General features: G+C 47.3%; 21 protein-coding genes and 1 riboswitch. Of the genes, 14 read left to right on the top strand and 7 right to left on the bottom strand.

What is annotated here, in order from left to right; translation table 11 throughout:
- Positions 1-157 precede the first annotated feature (157 nt).
- Positions 158-1,516: a sodium-dependent transporter gene (locus V1L65_RS16560; RefSeq protein ID WP_331700316.1), complete on the top strand. Its 1,359-nt coding sequence runs from the start codon at positions 158-160 to the stop codon at positions 1,514-1,516.
- Positions 1,517-2,011: 495 nt separating this feature from the next.
- On the opposite strand, the gene V1L65_RS16555 is transcribed toward V1L65_RS16560, so the two are convergent.
- The 3 genes from V1L65_RS16555 to V1L65_RS16545 all read right to left on the bottom strand — a co-directional run bounded on the left by V1L65_RS16555 (position 2,012) and on the right by V1L65_RS16545 (position 4,499).
- Positions 2,012-2,662, bottom strand: coding sequence for a transcriptional regulator (locus V1L65_RS16555; RefSeq protein WP_331700386.1), 651 nt, complete (start codon positions 2,660-2,662; stop codon positions 2,012-2,014).
- Positions 2,663-2,919: 257 nt separating this feature from the next.
- Positions 2,920-3,891, bottom strand: a complete 972-nt coding sequence (locus V1L65_RS16550; protein WP_331700315.1) for an SDR family NAD(P)-dependent oxidoreductase — start codon at positions 3,889-3,891, stop codon at positions 2,920-2,922.
- Complete coding sequence (locus tag V1L65_RS16545) at positions 3,888-4,499, bottom strand: TetR/AcrR family transcriptional regulator (RefSeq protein ID WP_331700314.1); 612 nt, start codon at positions 4,497-4,499, stop codon at positions 3,888-3,890. The genes V1L65_RS16550 and V1L65_RS16545 overlap by 4 nt, the downstream gene beginning before the upstream one ends.
- A gap of 178 nt (positions 4,500-4,677) precedes the next feature.
- Between V1L65_RS16545 and V1L65_RS16540 the strand changes: the two genes are divergently transcribed.
- The 5 genes from V1L65_RS16540 (at position 4,678) to V1L65_RS16520 (ending at position 9,526) form a co-directional block, all read left to right on the top strand.
- Positions 4,678-5,235 (top strand): DoxX family membrane protein, encoded by a 558-nt coding sequence (locus tag V1L65_RS16540; RefSeq protein WP_331700313.1) that lies wholly within the window; start codon positions 4,678-4,680, stop codon positions 5,233-5,235.
- A gap of 212 nt (positions 5,236-5,447) precedes the next feature.
- The gene (locus V1L65_RS16535; RefSeq protein WP_331700312.1) at positions 5,448-6,557 is read left to right on the top strand and encodes an alpha/beta hydrolase family protein; all 1,110 of its coding nucleotides are present in this window, start codon (positions 5,448-5,450) and stop codon (positions 6,555-6,557) included.
- Between the two features lie 348 nt (positions 6,558-6,905).
- On the top strand, positions 6,906-7,673 hold the full coding sequence (locus V1L65_RS16530; protein WP_331700311.1) for a LamB/YcsF family protein: 768 nt from the start codon (positions 6,906-6,908) through the stop codon (positions 7,671-7,673).
- A 38-nt stretch (positions 7,674-7,711) separates the two neighbouring features.
- Positions 7,712-8,476: a 5-oxoprolinase subunit PxpB gene (gene pxpB, locus V1L65_RS16525; protein WP_331700310.1), complete on the top strand. Its 765-nt coding sequence runs from the start codon at positions 7,712-7,714 to the stop codon at positions 8,474-8,476.
- A gap of 33 nt (positions 8,477-8,509) precedes the next feature.
- Positions 8,510-9,526, top strand: a complete 1,017-nt coding sequence (locus tag V1L65_RS16520) for a biotin-dependent carboxyltransferase family protein (protein ID WP_331700308.1) — start codon at positions 8,510-8,512, stop codon at positions 9,524-9,526.
- A gap of 57 nt (positions 9,527-9,583) precedes the next feature.
- Here the strand turns inward: V1L65_RS16520 and V1L65_RS16515 are convergent, their stop codons facing one another.
- Together V1L65_RS16515 and V1L65_RS16510 are read right to left on the bottom strand one after the other, a co-directional pair.
- Positions 9,584-10,669, bottom strand: a complete 1,086-nt coding sequence (locus tag V1L65_RS16515; protein ID WP_331700307.1) for a phosphodiester glycosidase family protein — start codon at positions 10,667-10,669, stop codon at positions 9,584-9,586.
- Positions 10,666-11,100 carry a hypothetical protein gene (locus V1L65_RS16510; protein ID WP_331700306.1) on the bottom strand — a complete coding sequence of 145 codons (435 nt, stop codon included), beginning with the start codon at positions 11,098-11,100 and terminating at the stop codon, positions 10,666-10,668. Before V1L65_RS16510 ends, V1L65_RS16515 begins: the two co-directional genes overlap by 4 nt.
- Before the next feature lie 450 nt (positions 11,101-11,550).
- Between V1L65_RS16510 and msrA the strand changes: the two genes are divergently transcribed.
- Positions 11,551-12,528 (top strand): peptide-methionine (S)-S-oxide reductase MsrA, encoded by a 978-nt coding sequence (gene msrA, locus V1L65_RS16505; protein ID WP_331700305.1) that lies wholly within the window; start codon positions 11,551-11,553, stop codon positions 12,526-12,528.
- Positions 12,529-12,586: 58 nt separating this feature from the next.
- Positions 12,587-13,204 carry a nitroreductase family protein gene (locus tag V1L65_RS16500; protein WP_331700304.1) on the top strand — a complete coding sequence of 206 codons (618 nt, stop codon included), beginning with the start codon at positions 12,587-12,589 and terminating at the stop codon, positions 13,202-13,204.
- 543 nt (positions 13,205-13,747) lie between these two features.
- On the opposite strand, the gene V1L65_RS16495 is transcribed toward V1L65_RS16500, so the two are convergent.
- Positions 13,748-13,951 (bottom strand): hypothetical protein, encoded by a 204-nt coding sequence (locus tag V1L65_RS16495; protein WP_331700303.1) that lies wholly within the window; start codon positions 13,949-13,951, stop codon positions 13,748-13,750.
- A gap of 138 nt (positions 13,952-14,089) precedes the next feature.
- The gene (locus V1L65_RS16490; RefSeq protein WP_331700302.1) at positions 14,090-15,379 is read right to left on the bottom strand and encodes a LysM peptidoglycan-binding domain-containing protein; all 1,290 of its coding nucleotides are present in this window, start codon (positions 15,377-15,379) and stop codon (positions 14,090-14,092) included.
- Positions 15,380-15,574: 195 nt separating this feature from the next.
- A riboswitch (purine riboswitch) is annotated at positions 15,575-15,673 on the top strand.
- Positions 15,674-15,995: 322 nt separating this feature from the next.
- Here V1L65_RS16490 and purE point away from each other — a divergent pair.
- The 6 genes from purE to purF all read left to right on the top strand — a co-directional run bounded on the left by purE (position 15,996) and on the right by purF (position 22,427).
- Complete coding sequence (gene purE / locus V1L65_RS16485) at positions 15,996-16,481, top strand: 5-(carboxyamino)imidazole ribonucleotide mutase (protein WP_331700301.1); 486 nt, start codon at positions 15,996-15,998, stop codon at positions 16,479-16,481.
- A complete protein-coding gene (gene purK / locus V1L65_RS16480; RefSeq protein ID WP_331700300.1) occupies positions 16,478-17,626 on the top strand; it encodes a 5-(carboxyamino)imidazole ribonucleotide synthase in 1,149 nt (382 codons plus the stop codon). The genes purE and purK overlap by 4 nt, the downstream gene beginning before the upstream one ends.
- Positions 17,627-17,800: 174 nt before the next feature.
- Positions 17,801-18,046, top strand: coding sequence for a phosphoribosylformylglycinamidine synthase subunit PurS (gene purS / locus V1L65_RS16475; RefSeq protein WP_331700385.1), 246 nt, complete (start codon positions 17,801-17,803; stop codon positions 18,044-18,046).
- Between the two features lie 4 nt (positions 18,047-18,050).
- On the top strand, positions 18,051-18,743 hold the full coding sequence (gene purQ / locus V1L65_RS16470) for a phosphoribosylformylglycinamidine synthase subunit PurQ (protein WP_331700299.1): 693 nt from the start codon (positions 18,051-18,053) through the stop codon (positions 18,741-18,743).
- Positions 18,721-20,964, top strand: a complete 2,244-nt coding sequence (gene purL, locus V1L65_RS16465; protein WP_331700298.1) for a phosphoribosylformylglycinamidine synthase subunit PurL — start codon at positions 18,721-18,723, stop codon at positions 20,962-20,964. Before purQ ends, purL begins: the two co-directional genes overlap by 23 nt.
- A complete protein-coding gene (purF, locus tag V1L65_RS16460; RefSeq protein WP_331700297.1) occupies positions 20,949-22,427 on the top strand; it encodes an amidophosphoribosyltransferase in 1,479 nt (492 codons plus the stop codon). Before purL ends, purF begins: the two co-directional genes overlap by 16 nt.
- Positions 22,428-22,522: the final 95 nt, after the last annotated feature.

Raw genomic sequence — 22,522 nt, 5'->3', positions numbered from 1 at the left:
TTTTGTTCAAATCTGATCGTTTTCGGCTTTTGTCCATTTATTTGCTCTAGCTGGTGAAAAGTCACCCATTAATAGACAGGTAGCCCAAAATAGCAAATCGATATATAATGGTGGAAGTCATAAGCTAGAATATTACTGAAAGCTTGGAGCCGTGAGTATGATCAAACAAAAACAACAAAGTACCCTTCAGCTAAACCAAAAGACGGAGCGCTTTTCGTCTGTTGGCTTTATTTTTGCAGCGATAGGCAGTTCAGTCGGCCTGGGAAATATGTGGAAGTTCCCTTATATTACTGGTGAAAACGGCGGAGCGGCCTTTTTTCTATTATTTGTAGTGTGCTTGATAGTTATTGGATTGCCTGTACTGTTAGCAGAGCTTGCCATAGGCCGAAGCGGCCGAGGGAGCGCGGCAACTGCGTTTGTACGGGCTGGCGGCGGACGTGCCTGGAAAGGTGCCGGATTGCTGCAAGTGCTGGCGCCATTTTTAATCTTAACCTTTTATATTGTTGTTACAGGCTGGACGCTTCATTATGCGTTGTGGGCATTTAATGGCAATTTATTTAAAAGCTCAGATTTTGCCTATCAATTCAGCACATTTACTTCAGGTTACCTGCCAATCGTATGGCAATTCATCTCCATTGTTATAACTGGCGGCGTTGTCATTTTGGGGGTAGCTAAAGGCATTGAAAAGTTTAATAAAATTCTTATTCCGGGCTTGGTTGCATTGCTCGTTATATTAATGGTCAGGGCGGTTACGCTTCCAAACGCGAACAAAGGGGTTTCCTTTTTCCTTAACCCTGATTTCTCACAGCTGTCTGCGGAATCGGCTTTAGTTGCGTTAGGGCATGCCTTCTTCTCGCTATCGCTGGGAATGGGGATTTTATTAACCTATGGTTCATATGTCCGTAAGGAGCAGTCGCTCGGAACAGCAACACTCGCTATTGCAGCAGGCGATTTGGTTTATGCCTTTATCGCCGGCTTAATTATTTTCCCAACGACGTTTTCTTTCGGCATAGCGCCCGATCAAGGGCCATCGCTAGTCTTTGTTGCTTTGCCTGCTGCGTTTTCGGCTATGCCGTTTGGCGCCATGTTCGGAGGATTGTTCTTTATTTTGCTGGCATTTGCCGCATTAACTTCTGCAGTATCCGTGCTGGAGGTGCCAGTTTCTTATGTAATGGAACGTTTTAGCTGGAGCCGGCCGAAATCTGTTATTGCAGTATGTGCTATTATTTTTGTGCTTGGCGTTCCTTCGGCGTTATCCTTTGGTGCAGTGCCAGGCTTTGTTATTGGCGGTAAGTCAGTGTTTGATTGGGTCGATTTCATTACTTCGAATGTAATGCTTCCGGTAGGCGGTTTGGCGGTAATTGTTTTTGCGGGCTATCGCTGGAAGAGAGCGGCCGAAGCGACCGGGCTTCAAGCTGGCTGGTTCAAACTATGGCTGTTTATGATACGCTATATCGCGCCAGTGCTAATGGTTCTAGTATTGCTGCATACGACAGGCATACTTTCTTTTGAGTAATAAGCAGATAAAAGCAGATAAAAGCATGAAAGCAGATAAAAGCAGATAAATCGATATGCTAGGGTGCGTATCTATTAAACAAGCAGATATATAACTAAGCCAGGATGGTTCTTGAAACGTATCCTGGTTTTTTTGCGGATGAGTTTGCGTAACGTGCGAATTGCGAACGAGTGACCGCCAGAAGTACGCGAACGTACACAGTGACCTGATGCAAAAAGGCTGTTAGTACCGTCAGTACCGTCAGAAGAACGCAAACGCCGCAAGTAACGAATACCTGGACAGCGATCCGCTATTGAGCCGAAATCCCCTCATTTGCTCGTTAAAAGTGACACACGTTCCGCTATTGTACGAAAACTAACCCAAAAACGGACCTGAAATGGGCCGATAACGGAACCAGTGTCCGCGAAACACCACAAATAGTGTTTTTAAGGCAAATAGCGGAACCAGTGACCGCCAAATATAATCAAACGTTAGCTCAGCCCCCACTAAACGCCATTATTGCAAACGTAGCTTGTAACTTCTAATTCTTTGTTTACCACTTGCACTTTCCAACAATCCAACCTCAACTAGTCTACTAAGAACGCGTCGTGCTGTCCGATCAGACACTCGTAAATGTGCAGCTAGCTCTATTGGTGTAATAGGCCGCAACAAACGGCGAGTAAAGCGGACAGTTTCAGCTTCCAGCCAATTTAATTGGTTCGATACATCGATTGAAATAAATTTCCCAATAAAGGCAAGCACCATCTGCTGACATTGCTTTGGCTCATCGATAATGGATAAATAGGCGATAGGCAAAAAAGTCCAGCCATCAAGTGCAAGCAAGCTATGGCGGCGACATAAGTCTTTAAATCTGCGTACATCAAGATCCCTTGCATGAGGACCGTAGCCTTGAATTTCTATTCCGCCTTTAGCTCCAGCTGGCATGTAGGCCAAGTCAATATAACGGTATCCATTGCTAAAATCACGTATTTCCCACTCAGGATAAAGATCATTAAAGTTACCGATAGCAGGAAACCAGACCATGCGGAGAAACTCAATAGTACCATGGCCAAGCCCTTTTTCCAGAAGCTCTCGTCTACGTGGATTTTTATCAATGTTAATATTCGACTGCAGCCATTGCAAATAGTACTCCTCAAATTTGGACATCATCTTAACCTCCGATTTTTATTTTAGAAAATACAAAAAGCCACTTCACAAGGGAACACCTATTAAGGCAGTCCTTTTGAGAAGCGGCGTTTTCTTTACGACCATATCCATTTGTTACGAATTATTAAAATTATAGCTGGTTTGTAGGAAAGAGACAACTAGCGAATTGAAAATGATTTTGACGACGAAGCAGACAATGCGTATACGAACTGACTGTGCGCCTTCACGAACGGAATTCGACGAATGACCGTAACCCGCTACCGTGCCAAACATACTTCATTACACAGTCTCCACAGCTGATCCGTCCGACCGCTATCTAAAGCATAACTCGGATAATGATTGGATCCGACAATATACTTGATTCTTTCGGTAAGCTTTACATTGAGCTCTGCAGGCTGAATAATACCCAGTTTATCATTAAACAGCTGTCCGCTCATCTCTTTGAACTTAGCGTTGCTGCATATTTCATAATAGTTATTCGCCATGGCATCGGGCAACGGAAATATCAGGTTTTGCATATGGGCTGCTAATTTCCAAAGACCGCTTAGATTTCTTAACGTACGTTTTGACATACGCACGCCGGATATTTGCAGCGCATTAACTTTGATGCCATACGGTTTCCATTCTTCCGCCATTTTGCGAGTAAGCATGAATAAAGCCATTTTGGAGTCACCATACATTTTGTAGGAGTTGTAAGGGCGGGCTTGAGAAGCGTCACTATTAGTGTTTGCGATTAAATTCCATTCAATGGAGCGCTTCGGATCAAAGAAGTGTTTAATATTGGTGCTGCAAGCATGAAGCACTCGTGCGTCATCGGATTTTTGCAGAAGGTCGAGCAGCAGATGAGTCAATAAAAAAGGGCCGAATGTGTTTGCTGCAAAAGTCAGCTCGATCCCGTCAACGCTGCCTTGCCATTGGCGCTGGCCATGCTTAAAATGTGCCGCATTATGAATAATGCAGTCGATATGATCATAATGTTCACGTAGACGCTCATTGAATTGGTGAATGGATGCAAAGGAGGAGACATCGAGCTGAAGTAAGCTAACGTGAGTTGATTTTGTTTGCTCCATGATTTCATGCATGACAGCAGCGCTCGACAATGTATCCCGGCAGGCCATAACGACATGCCAGCCATTGCTGGCGAATTGGATGGCTGCTGCTTTTCCAATGCCGGAGTTTGCTCCTGTAATAATAACAATCTTATTGGCCCTGCCAAACTCATCTCTCATAGCGGCCCTCCATATTGTTGTATTAGCTGCTCGATAGTTTTTTCATTTTGCACATGAGCAGCGACGATCAAGTCGATCGCTGTACTATTAAGCAAAGCGGCAAGCTGAGCTTCATCCTCAAAGGCGTCAGGCAGCTGATTGCTTGCGGCCATCACGGAAATGCCTGTATGAAAAAGCTTCATTTTCAACAAGATTAGCTCCAGCCGTTCGTCTGATAAGCGGCTGAAAATCGGATCGCTTCGCATATGCTCAATTAAAAAGCCGCCGCTGCTATGCTGCTGTTTCAATAAAGGATGTTTGGAGTTAATAAGTTCTAGAAACAGCACGCTGTACTTCTTGGCAAATAACAGGCTGGCCATGCCGATGTCCTTGAATGGATCGCCGGATTGCTGCTCCTGCAGTATTTGTTTGCTGATCATAAGCGTCTTTTCGATTACAGCTTCAAGCAATTCCTCAGTGTCTTTAAAATTTACATAAATAGGGGCAATGGAGCTCCCCAGCTTCGCTGCAACGCTGCGTATAGTAATGCCTGCAAAGCCCTCTGAGGAAGCAATGTCGAAGGCAGCATCAATAATTTGTTCTTTTGTAAACTTTGTTTTCGGCGCCATTAAGCTTCCATCCTTTTACTAATATCATTCGATATATATCATTTTATATTTAATATTATAAGTGTTGTGTAAAGTTATGTAAATAGTATAATTGTACTTGTGTGACATTTATCACATCACCCTAAAATTTGCCACAGTATAATGAAACCAAGACCACAAGTTACGGAGGTAATCATTTATGAACAAAGAAATTAATATCCCAGAGAATCCGGTATCGCGATTTCTATTCAGCAGCACGAGAGCAGGTCTAATCTGGCTGGTAGTACGTTTGTATCTCGGATATGCATGGATTACAGCAGGCTGGAAAAAAGTTAATTCTGATGCCTGGACAGGGGATAATGCCGGTGCGGCACTAAAAGGCTTCTTGGGAGGCGCTATTGCAAAATCGCAAGAAGGCGGAGATGTAACTGGCTGGTATGCATCTTTCCTTGAAAATTTTGTTATACCAAATGCAAAAGTATTCAGTTATATGGTTGCTTTTGGCGAATTGCTAGTAGGTTTGGGACTTATCTTAGGTCTTCTAACAGGGATTGCAGCATTTTTCGGAGCACTTATGAACGTCAGCTTCTTGTTCGCAGGTACACTAAGCACAAATCCTTTATTGTTTATTCTTGCAACTTGGCTAGTTCTAGCTTGGAAAAACGCAGGCTGGTACGGACTTGACCGCTGGGCGCTTCCGCTGCTTGGGACACCTTGGACGAGGGATAAAAATAAAAAAGATGAAATATCAGCTTAACCTGACTATCAAAACGTGCATCAGTCGCATTGGCGATTGCTGCACGTTTTTTTATTGCAGAAAAAAGCATAGCATCACAAATGGAGGTTATTATTCTGCGGCACTTATGTTATGTTTACAAGGACGATAGTTATGGCGGATGATCATAGCACTTCGTTGCTTCTATGATTCACCGATTTTTTTCAATGCTGAAATGGGTTGGGAGGATAAGCATGAATCAAAGACTGAAGCAATTGCCTAATATTTTGTTGAATGCTGGAGGCGGAATAGTCAGCAACAAAGATGAATGGGCGCAGAAACGCAGAAAGGAATTAGTCGAGCTTTTTCGTACGCATGTGTATGGCAGGACTCCTGTTCGCCGTCCGGAATCGATGCGTATAGCGGTAAAAGCGGAAGATCTGATGATGGACGGATTAGCTGTACGTAAAAAAATAGAAATTCAATATGAAGGGCCAGGCGGCACAGGTAAGCTCCCGTTTGTCTTGTTTATTCCTGCTAAGGCAGACAAGCCTGTTCCTGCGTTTGTTCTTATTAATAATCGGGGTACAGCCGTTGCGGATCCCGATCGCAAGCAATTAAGCGGCTTTTGGCCGGCCGAGCTGTTGATTGAGCGAGAATATGCAGCCGCTGTTTTTCAAGTAGAGGATGTAGACCCGGATGTGCATGATGAATTTCGCAACGGTGTGCATGGCTTGTTCGACCCGCCGCTGGATAAGCGGCCAGGCGATGCATGGGGCACGATAGCGGCGTGGGCATGGGGAGCATCTCGCGTGATGGATGCGCTGGAGGAGGAAGCGGCTATTGATGCGAGCCGAATTGCTTTAGCCGGTCATTCCCGCGGCGGAAAAACAGCTTTATGGGCCGGCGCCGAGGACGAGCGCTTCGCAATGGTCGTAAGCAATAATTCTGGCTGCACCGGAGCGGCGCTGTCCAGAGGCAAGCAGGGAGAACGAATTAGCCATATCAACGCTTCCTTTCCTCATTGGTTTGCCGAAAATTATAAGCAGTACAATGATCGCGAGGATGAGCTTCCAGTTGACCAGCATATGCTGCTAGGACTTATCGCTCCTCGCCTGCTCTATGTATCCAGCGCAACCGAGGATAGCTGGGCAGACCCTGAATCAGAATTTTTATCACTTATTGCAGTACAGCCGATTTACAAATTGCACGGCTATGATGGGATAGGCGCGGAAACTATGCCTGCTGCTGAAACCCCTATTAGCAGTGAGAGGCTAGGTTATCATCTACGAACAGGGGATCACGATTTAACAGAATATGATTGGCGCTGCTTTATCGATTTTGCCGACGCCAATCTCATTTAGAATAGACAACAAGCCAATGGCTCCAATACAGGCGGCTGTTGGCTTGTTGCTGTTTTAGCAAGGATGACGAGTCGAGTTTTTTCGATTAATATAAGGGTAGTCAGGAAAGCTATCGTTTCATTATGGACAACTATTTATAACCAATAAGAAGGGGCAACGGAGAGCAAGCTTGGGACTGGAGAAGCGGCAGCGTCCGCCTTTGTAGGCCAATTTTAACCTTTATAGGTTTTATGTAATATAAAAAATTGGAATACAACAGCGGTCGGAAGCCCAACTTGATCGTAGTAGCCTTCTATCTTATGTAACCTTATTCATAATGAATCGATAAAGCGAAAGGAGCGAGGCTGGTTGAAAACGATTGATTTGAATTGTGATATGGGCGAAGGGTTTGGCGTCTATCGCATTGGCGATCCTGGCCTTGACCATCAAATTATGGAGCAGATTACTTCTGTTAATATAGCGTGCGGATTTCATGCGGGCGATGCGGCGACGATGCGGGCGATGGTGAAGCTTGCTGTGCAGCATAATGTTGCAATTGGCGCTCATCCGGGACTGCCGGATTTGATCGGCTTTGGGCGCAGGGAAATGCAAATTACGGCGCAGGAAGCTTTTGATATGACAGTATATCAGCTGGGAGCACTTAGCGCTTTTGCCAAGGCAGAAGGCGGAATTGTCCGGCATGTAAAGCCGCATGGCGCTTTGTACAATATGGCGGCAAGATCACGCAAGCTGGCTGAGGCCATTGTTAATGCAGTGTATAAGGTGGATGCCGAGCTTATCCTATACGGCTTGTCTGGAAGCGAGCTGATTCATGCAGCCGATAGAATCGGGATGAGAAGCGCGAGCGAGGTGTTCGCCGATCGGACTTATGAGCAAGACGGAAGCCTGACGCCGAGGGGGATGGCCGGGGCAGTTATTCATGATCGTGCGATTGCCGCCGAGCAGGCTGTTCGCATGGCTGTCGCCGGAGAAACGCAAACTCGGGACGGAGTGACTATTAAGCTGAAAGCGGACACGATATGTGTGCATGGCGACACGCCGTACGCTTTGAATTATATGAAGCAGCTGCGCAGCGGTCTGGAACAGGCAGGTATTGTTGTGCAAGGCCTAGTATAGGACAGCACGGCCACCATGTAGCGATAGGAGGAGAATGCATGCAGGATGTATATGAAATCGAGCCGTTGGGAGAATGCGCTGTTATTATTCGCTTGGGAGAGCGTATTGACGAGTATGTTCATTATAAGGTCATGCGGATGAGCGAGCATTTGGAACAGCATCCTTTTGCAGGCTGGATAGAAGCGGTGCCGAGCTACGCAGCCGTTACGATTCATTATGATCCCTTTGCAGTATACAAAAGCAGGAGAGCAGCCGAGAAGCAGCACTTAACTATATACGAGACCATCAGCAAAAGACTGGATTACATTTTACAAAATAGTCTCTCTAATGAAAATTTTGATTCGCATCAAGCATCAATCAAGGCTGCTTTGCCAGTAATAGTTCCTGTCTGCTACGGCGGCGAGTATGGACCTGATTTGCCGTTTGTTGCAAAGCATTGCGGCCTTACTGAGAATGAAGTCATCAAGCTGCATGCTGAGACAGATTATTTGGTCTATATGATAGGCTTTGTGCCAGGTTTTCCATACTTGGGCGGCATGCCGGAACAGCTTGCGACACCTCGGCGGGCCGAGCCGCGGCTGCAAATTCCGGCTGGCAGTGTAGGTATTGCAGGCGGGCAAACGGGCATATATCCGTATGCTACTCCGGGAGGCTGGCAGCTGATAGGCAGATCGCCCGTTAAGCTGTTTGATGCTGCGAAGGAGCCACCCTCCTATTTGCAGGCAGGCATCAAGCTGCGCTTCGAGCCCATTACGCCTGAGCAATACGCTGCGATAGCTGCGGAGACCGTGGGTGCAAGCTGAGATAAGCTATGAGCGGCAAAGGGGGAGTGGACGTTGAGTTTGTATATTTTACAGCCGGGCATGCAGGCGATGGTTCAGGACCTTGGCCGATTCGGTTATCAAAAATATGGCGTGAGCCCCAGCGGAGCCATGGATTTGCCCGCAGCGCGGATTGCCAATTGGCTGGTTGGCAATAAGGAAACGGAAGCAGTCATTGAATTGACTTATTGCGGGGCAAAGCTAAAGGCTGAACGAACGCTGCTGCTTGCTGTTTGCGGAGCGGATATGTCAGCGGCGGTGGATGGCGAAAGATTGCCATTATGGCGTCCGGTAGCAGTTAGAGCAGGATCGACGATTCACTTTGGCAGCAATCGGGCAGGCTGCCGCGCCTACATCGCAATCGGCGGTGGAATAGATGTTCAACCTGTGCTGCAAAGCCGCAGCACTTATTTGCGCGGAGAACTCGGAGGGCTGCAGGGCAGAGCATTGCAAAGCGGTGATCGAATCGAGCTGCTCAGCGACGATGTCAAAGCAAGCACTATGCAAATCAAGCTGCTTAAACGGATGAAAGCGGGCAGCAGCCTGTCTGCTTCTGACTGGCATGCTGATTCGGCTGCCTATGATGGCAGGCATAATCCGGCTCTCATTCGGGTTATAACTGGCAAGCATTTTGAATGGCTTACGGAAAAAAGCAAGATGGAGCTTTTGTATACGGCCTTTAAAATAGGCATGCAATCAGATCGCATGGGCAGCAAGGTGGAAGGGGCGGCGCTTCAGCTCGAACGGCCAATTGAGCTGCTGTCAGAGGGGGTCGCAACAGGCACTGTCCAGCTGCCGCCTAACGGTCAGCCGATCATTCTGCTTGCTGATCGCCAGACGACGGGCGGATATCCGCGAATTGCACATGTATGCGCGGCCGATTTGCCTAAGCTTGCCCAGCTGAAGCCGGGCGATGCGTTCCGATTTGAATTCATTTCGCAAAGGGAAGCGGAAAGCCTTTTAATCAAAAAGGAATTAGAGCTTCAGCAAATAAAAGCAGCCATTGCTTTAAAGCATCTAGCGATGCAATAAGGCAATGGCTTTATTTTAAAAATATAGGAAAGTATATGTTTTCAACCTTTATAAGAGCTATTTGAAAAATAAGAAATGGGTAGGCAGCTTGCGCATCTGACCGTCTGAAGGATGGTTAATAACCTTTCCGTTGAAAACTAGTGTGGAGGAGCCTCCCCCATCCAAATTGTAGCCGTCGATAACGCCGTAGCCTTTTAGTAGAGTTTGTATTTCCTCTAACGTAGCTCCGACACTGCCGGCTTTGTTGTAGCCGTCAGTTACTAAAATCAGCAGCTGATCATCCTTGTAGCTGGCAATTACGGTTCGCGGTGCGCGTGCTGGACTCGTTTTCCATTTGTCGGGAATCGTTTGGGCAGCGCCATTTTTGAGCAGTACAGGGACAAATGAAGCGCCGAATTTCGGATTAAGCTTGTCCAGCTGCTGCTTAGATGCGAATTTGCCGCCAATCAGCTTGTTGCTGCTGTTCAGTCCGACAAAGAACAGATCCGAATAGCTGGCTTCGAAGCCGCCGTTAATATATTGGCCGTCAATAACGGTTGTGCTGAGCGGATAACGCTTGCCTTTGCTGTCAGCAAAGCCGCCTGCATTAACACCGACTGCAGCTTTATGCTGCTGAACAGCCTCCAGCGTCGTGCGGGCTTTTCCAGGCTCATTCCCTCCAAGCACCATAGTCATGGCATCGTCGGATTTCAGCTTGATTTTGACAAGGTAGCTGTTAAATTTGCTTTCCTTGCTGTAAAAAAGCTGTGCGCGCAGCTTGTCTGAGTTGATCGTTGAAGCGGGCTTGCCCAGCTTGCTTGTAATTTTTTGGTCATACAGCTTTAAAGGACGCTCGGCTTGCGTGGCAGCTGTGTGCGCAATATCCTTCATGGCAGCATTCGTGTTTTGATAAAGCTGAAGCTGCTTATGTATCGCCTGCTGAGTAGCCTCGGCAGTAATAGCGGCATTATCAAGCTGGGATAACGTTTGCTCATGCAAGCTTGTATCCATCGTATGCTGGGATAAGGACAATAAATTTGGCTTCATTTCGTCAGATGACAAAGTGACGGACGGATTAATCGAAAGCAGCCAAATCAAAGCGCCTATGAAAGGCGTACAGGCAAGCAGCATAGTACGATTAAACTGTTTGATCGTTCTATTCATTTCAGGACATCCAGATTTTTCTTAAGTTCGTTCAACTGTTTCTTCACTTCATTAAGCTGGGTATACAGCTTATTGCTATTATCCGTTTTGCTGTCTGCGTTATCTTTGGTAAAGGTAAGCAGCTCGTTAAGTGCATCTACTTTTCCTGTCAATTCGGTCATGCGTACTTCGTATTGCTTGTCCAGCTCAGCGAGTTTATCATCGTAGGCTTCTTGTAAAGCCAATAATTCTGATTTGGTCTGCGCTTCAATGGCAGAGGCAATTTGTTGCCGGGTATGATCGCCATACCATTTGGCGCCAAAAATGCCGCCGCCGATCAAGAGGAGCCATATGGCAATAAATATAGCAAGAGCTATCGGATCGCGTTTTTTTCGAGGATAAGCAGCAGGGCTTCGTGAAGGTTGTTGTGTTTCGGTTTGCAGTTCAGTCATCTTGAATCACCTCATCTTGTAGTTGTACCGTAGAAGTGTAGATGAACCAAGAAGAATCTGCCCCTCAATCCGCTATGAGGGTGAGCATCTTCAAGAAATATAAGTCATTTCAAAAGAGCAAGCACTAATAAATGATTATATTTGAACAAAAGATATGTAAGTCCCGAGCGAATACGCCTTTCTAAATATTTGACGCTTTTTCCGTTAAAAGGTTGCGGGCAAATCGGGATAGCCGCCGCCACGGAAGCCTTTTGTCGTTTTATTGTAACAAAGGTGGCAAGGGACTGTCTCACTTTTTTCGATGGTAAAGTATGGTGCTTAGACTATTTGCATCATGCTTATCGGCTTGCTGTCTCCCCCCTTGCTGTTGGGCTTTGAGGTTGGCAGGCCTTGAAGTATAATAGATATAAGAAGTTCATGTCCAAGGAATTATGAAAGAGAGGGATCGCAATGAATCAGCCGCAATCGACGCACCGGGCAGAAGCGATGTTCGCTGGAGGCTGCTTCTGGTGTATGGTTTCACCATTTGAGGAGCAACCGGGTATTATTTCAGTCGTATCTGGATATACAGGCGGTCATACAGAAAATCCGACTTATGAGGAAGTATGCTCGGAAGCGACAGGACATGCTGAAGCCGTTCATATTACGTATGATCCAACTATTTTTCCATATGAAAAGCTGTTAGATGTATTTTGGAGGCAAATTGACCCGACCGATGCAGGCGGCCAGTTTTATGACCGCGGGGCTTCCTACCGTACGGCTATTTACTACTATACAGAGGAGCAGCGTCAGCAGGCGGAAGCATCCAAGCAGCAGCTGGAAGCGTCTGGCAGATTTGACCGACCTATTGTAACGGAGATAACAGAGGCAACCACTTTTTATCAGGCTGAAGATTACCATCAGCAATATTATAAGACGAATCCGCTGCGGTATAAAATGTACCGTAAAGGCTCAGGCCGAGACAACTTTATTCAAAAGCATTGGCGTATGGAAAAGGATATGGACAAGCTGCGCGGGCGTTTGACGGATATTCAATATCATGTTACTCAGAATAACGGAACAGAGCGTCCTTTTACCGGGGAATATTGGGATCTTGAGGATGAGGGCATCTATGTAGATATTGTATCGGGTGAGCCATTGTTCAGCTCCAGAGATAAATATGACGCGGGCTGCGGTTGGCCGAGCTTTACGAAGCCGCTGCATGGTTCGTCTATTACGGAGCATACGGACACGAGTCATTTTATGGTTCGGGTAGAGGTGCGCAGCAAGGAAGCGGATTCTCATCTTGGGCATGTGTTCGATGACGGGCCGCAGCCAACTGGCCAGCGTTATTGCATCAATTCGGCCGCACTCCGTTTTATACCGAAGGATAAGCTGGAGGAAGAAGGCTACGGACAGTACAGGCAATTGTTTGAGGATGGAAAGTAACAATGAAACTACAGTTTCTAGAATTGTCTTGATCAGCAGGGAGTAGGGGGAACGACACATGGAGAGAGAAACTGGATTAGCGTCAAAGGAAGCGACGGCTCCGTCAATGTCATTGGATGAAGCGATAAGATCGCGCCGTTCAATTGGAAGAGTTAAGCAAGCAGCGGTTCCGCGCCATTTAATAGAAGAAATAATTGAAGCTGCATGCTGGGCGCCAAGCCATTACAATACGCAGCCGTGGAGATTTATCGTCATGACCGGCGAAGGCCGCAGCCTGCTCGGACGAGGCTATGCCAATGTAGCAACAGTGATGAATCCTGAGCTGGCTGGCGAGCAGCTGGAGGAGCTTCATGCCAAGGAGCATATGAAGGCGAAGCGCGCTCCGGTTATTATTGCGGCGGTATGCTCGCCGTCAGATGACCCGAGAGCCATCTATAAGGAAGAATTGGCTGCTGCGCACAGTGCGGTGCAAAATTTGCTGCTTGCCGCGCATGTAAGAGGCCTAGGCGCGATTTGGCGTTCTGGCGCTCCCATGTATCACGATGCGATGAAGCAAACATTCCAGCTTGCTGACAAAGAGGAGCTTATTGCGCTAGTCTACCTGGGCTACTCCGACTTGCCGGATAAAACCTCGACGCGCAAGGCCGCTCATGAGGTAACGAGCTGGGTAGAATAACATAAAAGCTGCGTGCCAGTCTTGGGGCCTCCCTTTTTCATGGGGGCTTTCCGTTTAGACTTGGCTCGCAGCTTTTATTTTTACAAAGGACAGCGGTGCTGGTTAGACTTGGGAAATGATGTTTACTTCACAATGAATTTCCAGCTTTCTGAGGCTTTTATAGAAGTAGGCAGGGTGCGTGGGAGCTTGCAGGCCGCCACTCTTTTGAACTAACTACATTTTCTCAGGCTGTTGAAAAAGCTCCGCAACGGCTTAATAGCCCGGATAACAGACCTGAAGCAGTAAGCGGGAAGCCGTCGATTCATTGTAGGAGTTAAATAACCGAGCAAAAGTCGTAATGCCAGCTGTTTAGAATTGTAACGGAACTGAAAAGCTCTATTTAGCAAAAAAAAGGTGTTTTAAAACTGTAACGGAACTGTAGTGCGCTATAGGTGATCTTTCCACGTTTAGGTAGTGATTTTGAGTAAATAAGGTTTTCTCAGTTCCTTTAGATTTTAGAATAAGCTGATTTCCGTACAATAGCGTGTCTTAGTAGGGTGTCGGTTAATTGTGAATAGGGCAATAAGCAATCAAAAGGGATGTTACTACGATCAAGTTTGGGATTCCGACCGCTGTTGTAGTCCAATTTTTTTGATGAAATAACCCCTGCATAAGATAAAATTGGCCTACAAAGGCGGACGCTGCCGCTTCTCCATTCCCAAACTTGCTCTTCGTTCCCTTTCTTTTTGCTTGCCAATCGTTGCCCACAATTAATCGACACCCTCCTCAGTTCCGTTAGCGTTTTTCAACGGCCTGAAAAAACTGCATCGAGATTTTAAGAAATCGATAACTAGCTCAATCCGATTCAGCACAAACCAGCTCTTTTGTCCAGTGACCATCACACACCTATATTAGCTTTTTCACCGTGAAATTGGACTCCAAAGCATACCAGTTTTGCGTAAACGACAATCCCAGCACCCAGTAGCTTATCCCACGCAGCCTGTAGCTTTTAACGGCATCGAATTTGGCCTGGATGCTTCGGGCATCCTCGAACCAGACGATGTGCTCCCTGCCATGCTCATCTATATACATGTAATAAGGCGATTGAGATTCTGTATCGTATTGAATTTCAGCACTGTATTCCGCAGCGCGCCGGATCGCTTCATCCGAGCTTATTGCCTGGGCCAGCCGGCCGCCCTTCACATAGGGGAGAGTCCAATCATAGCCGTACAGCGGAACGCCCATCAATATTTTTTCCGGCGGTATAACACTGAGCGCATAGTTCAGCACCTTCACCACTTCGTTGATTGGAGCAACCGCCCGCGGCGCGCCTCCAGACCAGCCCCATTCATAGGTCATCAAAATAACGAAGTCCACGATTCGGCCATGTGCCTCATAATCATGTGCTTCATATAACGATCCTGCTTGCTCCGCGTAAAGTTTAGGAGCTAGAGCTGTAGAAACACGATAGCGATAAGGATGAAGCGCATCGACGACCATTTGCAAAAAGTTGTTGTAAGCAGTCCGATCCTGGGGAAGTACATATTCGAAATCGATATGAAGCGTAGTGTAGCCTCTTGCGTGCATAGTAGCGAGTGTTTGATGGATCAGTTTTTGCTGCAGCATGGTGTGATTCAATATAGCATGCACGATATGCGAATTGAAAATACTGTTGTCGAAATTAGTAATAACCATCATTGGCATCGTTTTCTTTAAATATGCGTGATGGATGATGGAGCTATCGTCAAGCTCGGACAGTGAGCCATCCATTTTTACTCTATAGCTAAAGGGGCTTAAATGGGTAAGATGCCCTCCGGCTTCATCTATAATGCGCGCCCCGGCAGAATCAAATAATTCCGTGTAGCCATTTACTTCGATGACTGGTTTCACTCGGCTTGGAATATTCAGCTCTTGGCCAGGCACAATAAGTGCAGGATTGCGCAGCTGATTAGCCTCTTGCAGCTCTTGAAGCGTTACGCCGTAAAGCTGGCCGATCGACCATAAGGTTTCGCCAACAGCTACTCGGTGGGATGTATGCCGCGTCTCGCCAGGTATGATGACAGCTTGACCGGACATTAGTGTGCTTGAAGGCGTCAGACCGTTGGCAGCAGCAATTTGCTGCAAAGGCGCGTTATAATGCTGAGATAGCGACCACAGCGAGTCTCCTCTTTTTACGGTATGGATGAGCAACAGCATCAAGCCTCCTGAAAATAGATCATTTCTATATAAATTCTATTAGCCATGTGCTAAGAAAATGATAGTTTTGGAAAAGAAAGTTGCTGTTAATTGCTAAAAGACGAACTTTAATAATTAACAAGACTTTAATGTTCGTATTTTATTGACATAGATCGCAGAAATGGATTAAAATAAAATAGAATTATGGCGGACTTGCCGCTATAGTCGAAGCAATCTCGTATATGTTCGGGATAGGCCCGATCGTTTCTACCCGGAAACCGCATTTTCTGGACTACGAGCAGAAAAGACTGTTTGACAGTAAAGCATAGCCTTTAGCTTTTTTGTTGATGGCTAAGCATGTCTGTTTTTGTCGATTCTAATGATGCGTGAGCGACACATGCTGAAGAAACTGCACCAGCTTCTTCACGAGGCAGCATGTTCCATACGCATCTGCTCATGTCCTGCGGCATTTCTGATCTGATTGCTGACAGGACCTTTTAGATTTTTTAAAATATAAGAAAGTATAAGTTTTGAAACTTTATATCTGTTCTTATATTTCAACGGTAAACGCGCCAGTCTAAAGGACGGCGGAGCCGTTTATCCTTATACCCAACATTAAGAAGGTAGGTATGCGTGCATGTCTGTACAAGTGGGCGTCATTATGGGCAGCAAGTCAGATTGGGATACAATGAAGCTGGCTTGCGACGTACTGGATGAGCTATCCATTCCTTATGAGAAGAAAGTAGTTTCGGCGCATCGTACGCCAGACTTAATGTTTGAATACGCAGAAACAGCTGTAGAGCGCGGTCTTAAAGTGATCATCGCCGGAGCTGGAGGGGCTGCACATTTGCCCGGCATGGTCGCTGCAAAGACGATATTGCCGGTTATTGGCGTTCCCGTGAAATCATCGAATTTAAACGGCATGGATTCCTTGCTGTCTATCGTGCAAATGCCAGGCGGAATACCTGTAGCGACTGTAGCTATCGGCAACGCCGGGGCAACGAATGCGGGACTTTTGGCAGCACAAATCATTGGCGCTTTCGATCCAGAGATACAAGCTCGCACTGCGGCAAGAAGAGAAAGAATCAAGCAGGAAGTGCTGGAAAGCAGTGAAACGCTATGAGTAAAGTCATTAAGCCGGGAAGCACAATCGGCATGCTGGGCGGCGGACAGCTTGGCAGGATGGTGGCACAGGCAGGCAGCGCAATGGGCTACCGCTTTGTAGCGCTTGATCCTACGCCAGACAGCCCGATGGGCCAAGTTGCGGACCAGATCGTAGCGGCTTACAATGACCGCGAAGCTGCCAAGGAGCTTGCAGGACGGTCAGCTGTCATCACCTACGAATTCGAAAATGTAGATGCGGAAGTTGCTGCGATGCTGATGGCCGAATCCTATGTGCCGCAAGGCAGCAAGCTGCTGTTTACAACCCAGCACAGGCTTCGCGAGAAGGAAGCGATCGAAGCAGCGGGCGCGACAGTAGCCCCGTATTGCGAGGTGCGCAGCAGTGAAGAGCTGCTTGCAGCTGTGCAGCGCTTCGGTACGCCTTGTGTGCTGAAAACAGCAACGGGCGGCTATGATGGTAAAGGGCAGTGGGTAATCCGAAGCGAGGAAGAAGTGGAGGAAGCCTACAATACGCTTGCCAAAGCAGGCGTTCAGCTCGTCGTAGAGCAATTTATCCGTTTTGATAAAGAAATATCGGTAATTGCAGCCCGCAGTACGAACGGTGAAGTAAAGGTGTTCCCTGCAGCTGAAAATATACATGTAAACAATATTTTGCATCTGTCGATTGTTCCGGCAAGAATAAGCGATGAGATGAGCAAGGAAGCAGAAAGACTGGCGTTCGCTATTGCTGAGAAGCTTGATGTAGTAGGGCTGATTGCCGTTGAAATGTTTGCCCAGTCGAGCGGAGAGCTGTACGTCAATGAGCTTGCACCAAGACCTCATAATAGCGGCCACTATACGATGGAAGCATGCCGCACCTCGCAATTTGAGCAGCATGTTCGAGCAGTTTGCGGATTGCCGCTGGGCGATACGACGTTAATGTCGCCGGTTGTGATGGTTAATGTGCTCGGTCAGCATGTCGAGCCGCTGTTGGACAGAATCAGCAAGCCGGATGAGGCTGCAGCAGCATTAGGCGTTGCGCCTAAGCTTCATCTATATGGCAAGAAAGACGCCGTTCATAATCGTAAAATGGGGCATGTCAACGTTCTGGCTGACACCGTTGATGCAGCACTGGGCTGGATTGACGAAACCAAGCTTTGGGAATAGCCGAGCTTTAGCGGCCAAGTGGAAGGGCAGCTTATTTCATGTAATCGCGCCTTCTTCGTTAAAGGAAAGGACGGCGACAGCCGTTCACCTTGCATTACTTTCTTTTATAGTATACCGGTTTTAATCGTTCCCAAGTGAGCGATCAAGATATATTAAAACAACATTCAGGAGGCTATTATGAAAGCTACAGTTTATGTCACTATTAAGCAAAACGTATTGGATCCGCAAGGTGCAGCCGTACAAGGCGCTCTACATTCTATGGGATTTGCTGAGGTAGCAAAGCTTCGCATTGGAAAATATATGGAGCTTGAGCTGGATACGAATGACCGTGCAGAAGCTGAAGCGCGCGTCAAAGCTATGTGTGAAAAGCTGCTTGCCAACACTGTAGTTGAAGATTACCGTTATGAACTGGAGGGGTAAGACAATGAAGTTTGCGGTACTCGTGTTTCCTGGATCGAATTGCGATATAGACTGCTACAAGGCAGTAGAGGCAATCGGCGAGCAGGTCGATTATGTATGGCATACAACGACAGATTTGTCCGCATATGATGCAATTATTGTACCTGGCGGATTTTCATATGGCGACTACTTGCGCTGCGGTGCGATTGCCCGTTTTGCAGGTGTCATGAATGAAGTGAAAAAAGCTGCCGAGCAAGGCAAATATATTCTCGGTATTTGCAATGGATTTCAAATTCTTACAGAAGCAGGACTATTGCCAGGTGCGTTAATTCGTAACACTGGACTTAAATTCCGCTGCCATCAAACGCCGCTTGTTGTTGCAAACAGCAATACCGCTTTTACTAGCGAGTATGCGGAAGGCGAGCAGCTGATGATTCCAATCGCGCATGGTGAAGGCAACTACTACTGCGACGATGCAACGCTTGCTGAATTGCAGACTAACAATCAAATTGTGTTCCGCTATGCAAATGGCACAAACCCTAACGGTTCTGTGGATGATATAGCTGGAATTATGAATAAAGCTGGAAATGTTGTAGGTATGATGCCTCACCCTGAGCGTGCGATGGATGCATTGCTTGGTTCAGCCGACGGCAAACGTATGTTTACATCGATTCTGAAAGCATGGAGGGAACAACATGGCACAGCAATTAACGGCTAAGGAGCCTACAGTAGAACAAATCGCAGATGAGCGCATTTACAGACAGTTTGGCGTTACAGATCAAGAATACGATCTGATTTGCGGCTTTTTGGGACGCAAGCCAAACTATACAGAGATCGGCGTATTTAGCGTAATGTGGTCGGAGCATTGCTCCTACAAGACCTCCAAGCCAATCCTTAAGAAGTTCCCGATTACTGGCGAGCGCGTGCTTATGGGCCCAGGCGAAGGTGCTGGTATCGTGGATATCGGCGACAATCAAGCAGTCGTTTTCAAAATCGAATCGCATAACCACCCTTCAGCGGTAGAGCCTTATCAAGGCGCTGCAACAGGTGTTGGCGGCATTATCCGTGACATTTTCTCGATGGGTGCACGTCCGATTGCATTGCTTAACAGCCTTCGCTTCGGAAACCTTGAGAATGAGCGTGTTAAATATTTGTTCGAAAATGTAGTTGGCGGTATTGCTGGCTACGGCAATTGCATCGGCATCCCTACGGTTGCCGGCGAGGTTATGTTTAATGAAAGCTATGAAGGAAACCCGCTTGTTAATGCGATGTGCGTAGGCTTGATCGATCATGACAAAATCCAGCGCGGCGTAGCAAAAGGGGTAGGCAATCCTGTATTTTATGTAGGTCCTGCAACTGGACGCGACGGTATTCACGGCGCAACCTTCTCCTCTGTTGAGCTGTCTGAGGAATCCGAGAAAAACCGTACAGCTGTACAGGTTGGCGATCCATTTATGGAAAAGCTCGTGATGGAAGCTACGCTTGAGCTTATCAACTCCGGCATCGTGCTTGGTATTCAAGATATGGGTGCAGCGGGCCTTACTTGCTCCAGTGCAGAAATGGCAGCTAAAGCAGGCAACGGCCTAGAGCTTTATTTGGATGAAGTGCCTCAGCGCGAGCTGGGTATGACCGCTTACGAAATGATGCTTTCCGAATCGCAGGAGCGTATGCTATTCGTAATCGAGCCGCAGCATGAAGCGCAGGCTAGAGAAATTTTTGATCGTTGGGGCATTATTTGTGCCAAAGTTGGAAAAGTAACAGATGACGGACGTTTGCGTATTTTCCACAAAGGCGAGGAAGTAGCGGATATGCCGGTTAAAGCATTGGTAGATGATTGCCCGGTGTACAATAACTCTTCTGCTGAGCCTGCTTATTACAGCGAAAACGGCAAGCTGGACAGCTCCGATTTTGCAGAAATTACAGACTTGAACAAAGCGCTTGAGCAGGTTCTTGCTTCTCCTACAGTAGCGAGCAAGGAATGGGTCTACAATCAATACGATTATATGGTGCGCACAGCGACAGCCGTTCAACCGGGCTCTGACGCAGCAGTTGTATTGGTAGATGGAACACGCAAAGCGCTGGCCATGACAACAGATTGCAATGGCCGCTATGTTTACCTTGATCCAGAGGTTGGCGGACGTATTGCAGTGGCGGAAGCTGCCCGCAACATCGTTTGTTCAGGAGCAGAGCCGCTTGCGATTACAGATAACTTGAACTTCGGAAATCCTGAGAAGCCGGAAGTATTCTGGCAGCTTGAAAAAGCAGCGGACGGTATTTCTGAAGCTTGTGTAACTCTAAACACGCCGGTTATCGGCGGTAACGTAAGCTTGTACAATGAAAATGCAGAGGGCGCGATTTTCCCAACACCGGTTATCGGTATGGTCGGCCTGATGCAAGATATTGATCATATTACTACGCAGGGCTTTAAAGCAGAGGGCGACGTTGTCATCCTGCTTGGCGAGACTAAAGCGGAGTTTGGCGGCAGCGAGCTGCAGTATGTGCTTGACGGCAAAATTTCAGGACGCCCGCCTGTCATTGATCTGGCAGTAGAGAAAAAGACACAGGATGCAGTGCTTGCAGCAATTAAGCAAGGGCTTGTCGCATCCGCACATGACCTTGCAGAAGGCGGCCTAGCGGTTGCAATCGCAGAGTCTAGCATGAGCGGCGGCATCGGCGCACAAATCGAGCTGCAAAGCGAGCTTCGTACGGACCATCTTCTATTTAGCGAATCACAATCCCGTATTCTGCTTTCGGCTAAACCAGACAAGGCAGCAGCTTTGCAAGCATTGCTTGCTGAGCAAGGTGTTGTCCATGCACAAATTGGTACAGTAACAGGCAAAGATGTAGCTATTAAAGTGAACGGCAAATCTGCAATTCAATCTTCCGTACAACAACTCGAGAAGGTTTGGAAGGATGCGATTCCATGTCTGATGAAGTAATTCAACAGACGCCGCTTTGGACTGGGGATCATTATAACGAAGGCATAGGCCGTGACGATATTTTTGATAAGTTAAGAGAAGAATGCGGTGTGTTCGGGATATTTAATATCCCGGACGCCAGCAATCTTTCCTACTATGCCCTTCATGCTCTGCAGCATCGCGGCGAAGAAAGCACAGGAATATGTACTGTTGACACAACAGATCATAACAAATTCCATTATCATCGCGGACTTGGACTTGTCAAGGAAGTGTTCGACAAGGAAAAGCTTGAGGTGCTACAGGGAGACCGGGCAATTGGCCATGTTCGATATCCAAGCTCGGGAGAAGAAGATGCAGCTGGAAATGCACAACCGCTTATTTTCCGCTATCGCGACGGCGATCTTGCCGTAGCTGCGAATGGAAGCATTATTAACGCACCTGAAATTCGTGAGGAATTGGAGCGTCAAGGCTCTATTTTTCAAACGACTAGTGATACGGAAGTTATCGCACATTTGATAGCCCGTTCCACCGAAGATTTCGAGACCGCTGCAAAACAAGCTTTGCAAAAGCTTAATGGCGGCTTTGCAGTACTCCTTATGACGAATGACAAGCTGATTGCGGCTACTGACCAGCATGGCTTGCGCCCGCTCGTAATGGGCAAAATCGGAGACGGCTATGTGCTGTCCTCGGAAACATGCGCCTTTGAAACAATTGGCGCCGAATATGTGCGCGACATTGAGCCGGGCGAGCTGCTCGTGCTTGAAGCGGACGGCTTGCGTGAGGAGCACTTTGCTCCATCTGCGCGCCGGGCGATGTGCGCAATGGAATATATTTATTTTGCCAGACCGGATAGCGACATTAGCGGTATTAATGTTCACTCCGCACGTAAACGTATGGGCCGTGAGCTCGCGATTGAATCGTTCGTCGATGCTGATATCGTTACGGGTGTTCCAGACTCCAGTATTTCTGCTGCTATTGGCTATGCAGAAGAGACTGGCATTCCTTATGAGCTGGGCTTGATCAAAAATAAATATACCGGCAGAACGTTCATTCAGCCCTCCCAATCGCTGCGCGAAAAGGGTGTTAAGATGAAGCTGTCTGCTGTCCGCAAGGTCGTAGAAGGCAAGCGCGTTGTCATGATCGATGACTCCATCGTTCGCGGCACAACGTCGCTGCGTATCGTCAATTTGCTGCGCGAAGCGGGTGCGACAGAGGTGCATGTACGTATTACATCCCCTCCATTCAAAAACCCTTGCTTCTATGGCATCGATACGCCGGATCGCAAGGATCTGATCGCGTCCAGGCTTTCTATCGAAGAAATTAGAAAAGAAATTAACGCCGATTCTCTTGAATTTTTGACGCATAAAGGCTATATAGAAGCTGTTGGCGGCAATGATGGAGCTTTCAATCGCGGCATGTGCATGGCTTGCTTTGACAACGATTATCCAACTCCAGTCAAAGATCATTTGAATAAAAGCAGCTAAGGCTGCCCGATTGTAAGAGGCTATAAAATATGGAATGAGGATGCTGTTGATTTATAGTGCGGTTTCGGCTTGGTTTGCTTGATTGCGAGCAGCCC

The organism is Paenibacillus sp. IITD108, from assembly GCF_036541265.1.
GTDB lineage: Bacteria > Bacillota > Bacilli > Paenibacillales > Paenibacillaceae > Pristimantibacillus.
The sequence above is the reverse complement of the archived record's forward strand: the minus strand, read 5'-3'. Positions and strand labels throughout refer to the sequence as shown.

Excerpts from the sequence above, each read along its gene's own strand:
- V1L65_RS16560 (WP_331700316.1), top strand. The coding sequence starts at position 158 with ATGATCAAACAAAAACAACAAAGTACCCTTCAGCTAAACCAAAAGACG.
- V1L65_RS16555 (WP_331700386.1), bottom strand. The coding sequence starts at position 2,662 with ATGTCCAAATTTGAGGAGTACTATTTGCAATGGCTGCAGTCGAATATT.
- V1L65_RS16550 (WP_331700315.1), bottom strand. The coding sequence starts at position 3,891 with ATGAGAGATGAGTTTGGCAGGGCCAATAAGATTGTTATTATTACAGGA.
- V1L65_RS16545 (WP_331700314.1), bottom strand. The coding sequence starts at position 4,499 with ATGGCGCCGAAAACAAAGTTTACAAAAGAACAAATTATTGATGCTGCC.
- V1L65_RS16540 (WP_331700313.1), top strand. The coding sequence starts at position 4,678 with ATGAACAAAGAAATTAATATCCCAGAGAATCCGGTATCGCGATTTCTA.
- V1L65_RS16535 (WP_331700312.1), top strand. The coding sequence starts at position 5,448 with ATGAATCAAAGACTGAAGCAATTGCCTAATATTTTGTTGAATGCTGGA.
- pxpB (WP_331700310.1), top strand. The coding sequence starts at position 7,712 with ATGCAGGATGTATATGAAATCGAGCCGTTGGGAGAATGCGCTGTTATT.
- V1L65_RS16515 (WP_331700307.1), bottom strand. The coding sequence starts at position 10,669 with ATGAATAGAACGATCAAACAGTTTAATCGTACTATGCTGCTTGCCTGT.
- V1L65_RS16510 (WP_331700306.1), bottom strand. The coding sequence starts at position 11,100 with ATGACTGAACTGCAAACCGAAACACAACAACCTTCACGAAGCCCTGCT.
- msrA (WP_331700305.1), top strand. The coding sequence starts at position 11,551 with ATGAATCAGCCGCAATCGACGCACCGGGCAGAAGCGATGTTCGCTGGA.
- V1L65_RS16500 (WP_331700304.1), top strand. The coding sequence starts at position 12,587 with ATGGAGAGAGAAACTGGATTAGCGTCAAAGGAAGCGACGGCTCCGTCA.
- V1L65_RS16490 (WP_331700302.1), bottom strand. The coding sequence starts at position 15,379 with ATGCTGTTGCTCATCCATACCGTAAAAAGAGGAGACTCGCTGTGGTCG.
- purE (WP_331700301.1), top strand. The coding sequence starts at position 15,996 with ATGTCTGTACAAGTGGGCGTCATTATGGGCAGCAAGTCAGATTGGGAT.
- purK (WP_331700300.1), top strand. The coding sequence starts at position 16,478 with ATGAGTAAAGTCATTAAGCCGGGAAGCACAATCGGCATGCTGGGCGGC.
- purQ (WP_331700299.1), top strand. The coding sequence starts at position 18,051 with ATGAAGTTTGCGGTACTCGTGTTTCCTGGATCGAATTGCGATATAGAC.
- purL (WP_331700298.1), top strand. The coding sequence starts at position 18,721 with ATGGCACAGCAATTAACGGCTAAGGAGCCTACAGTAGAACAAATCGCA.
- purF (WP_331700297.1), top strand. The coding sequence starts at position 20,949 with ATGTCTGATGAAGTAATTCAACAGACGCCGCTTTGGACTGGGGATCAT.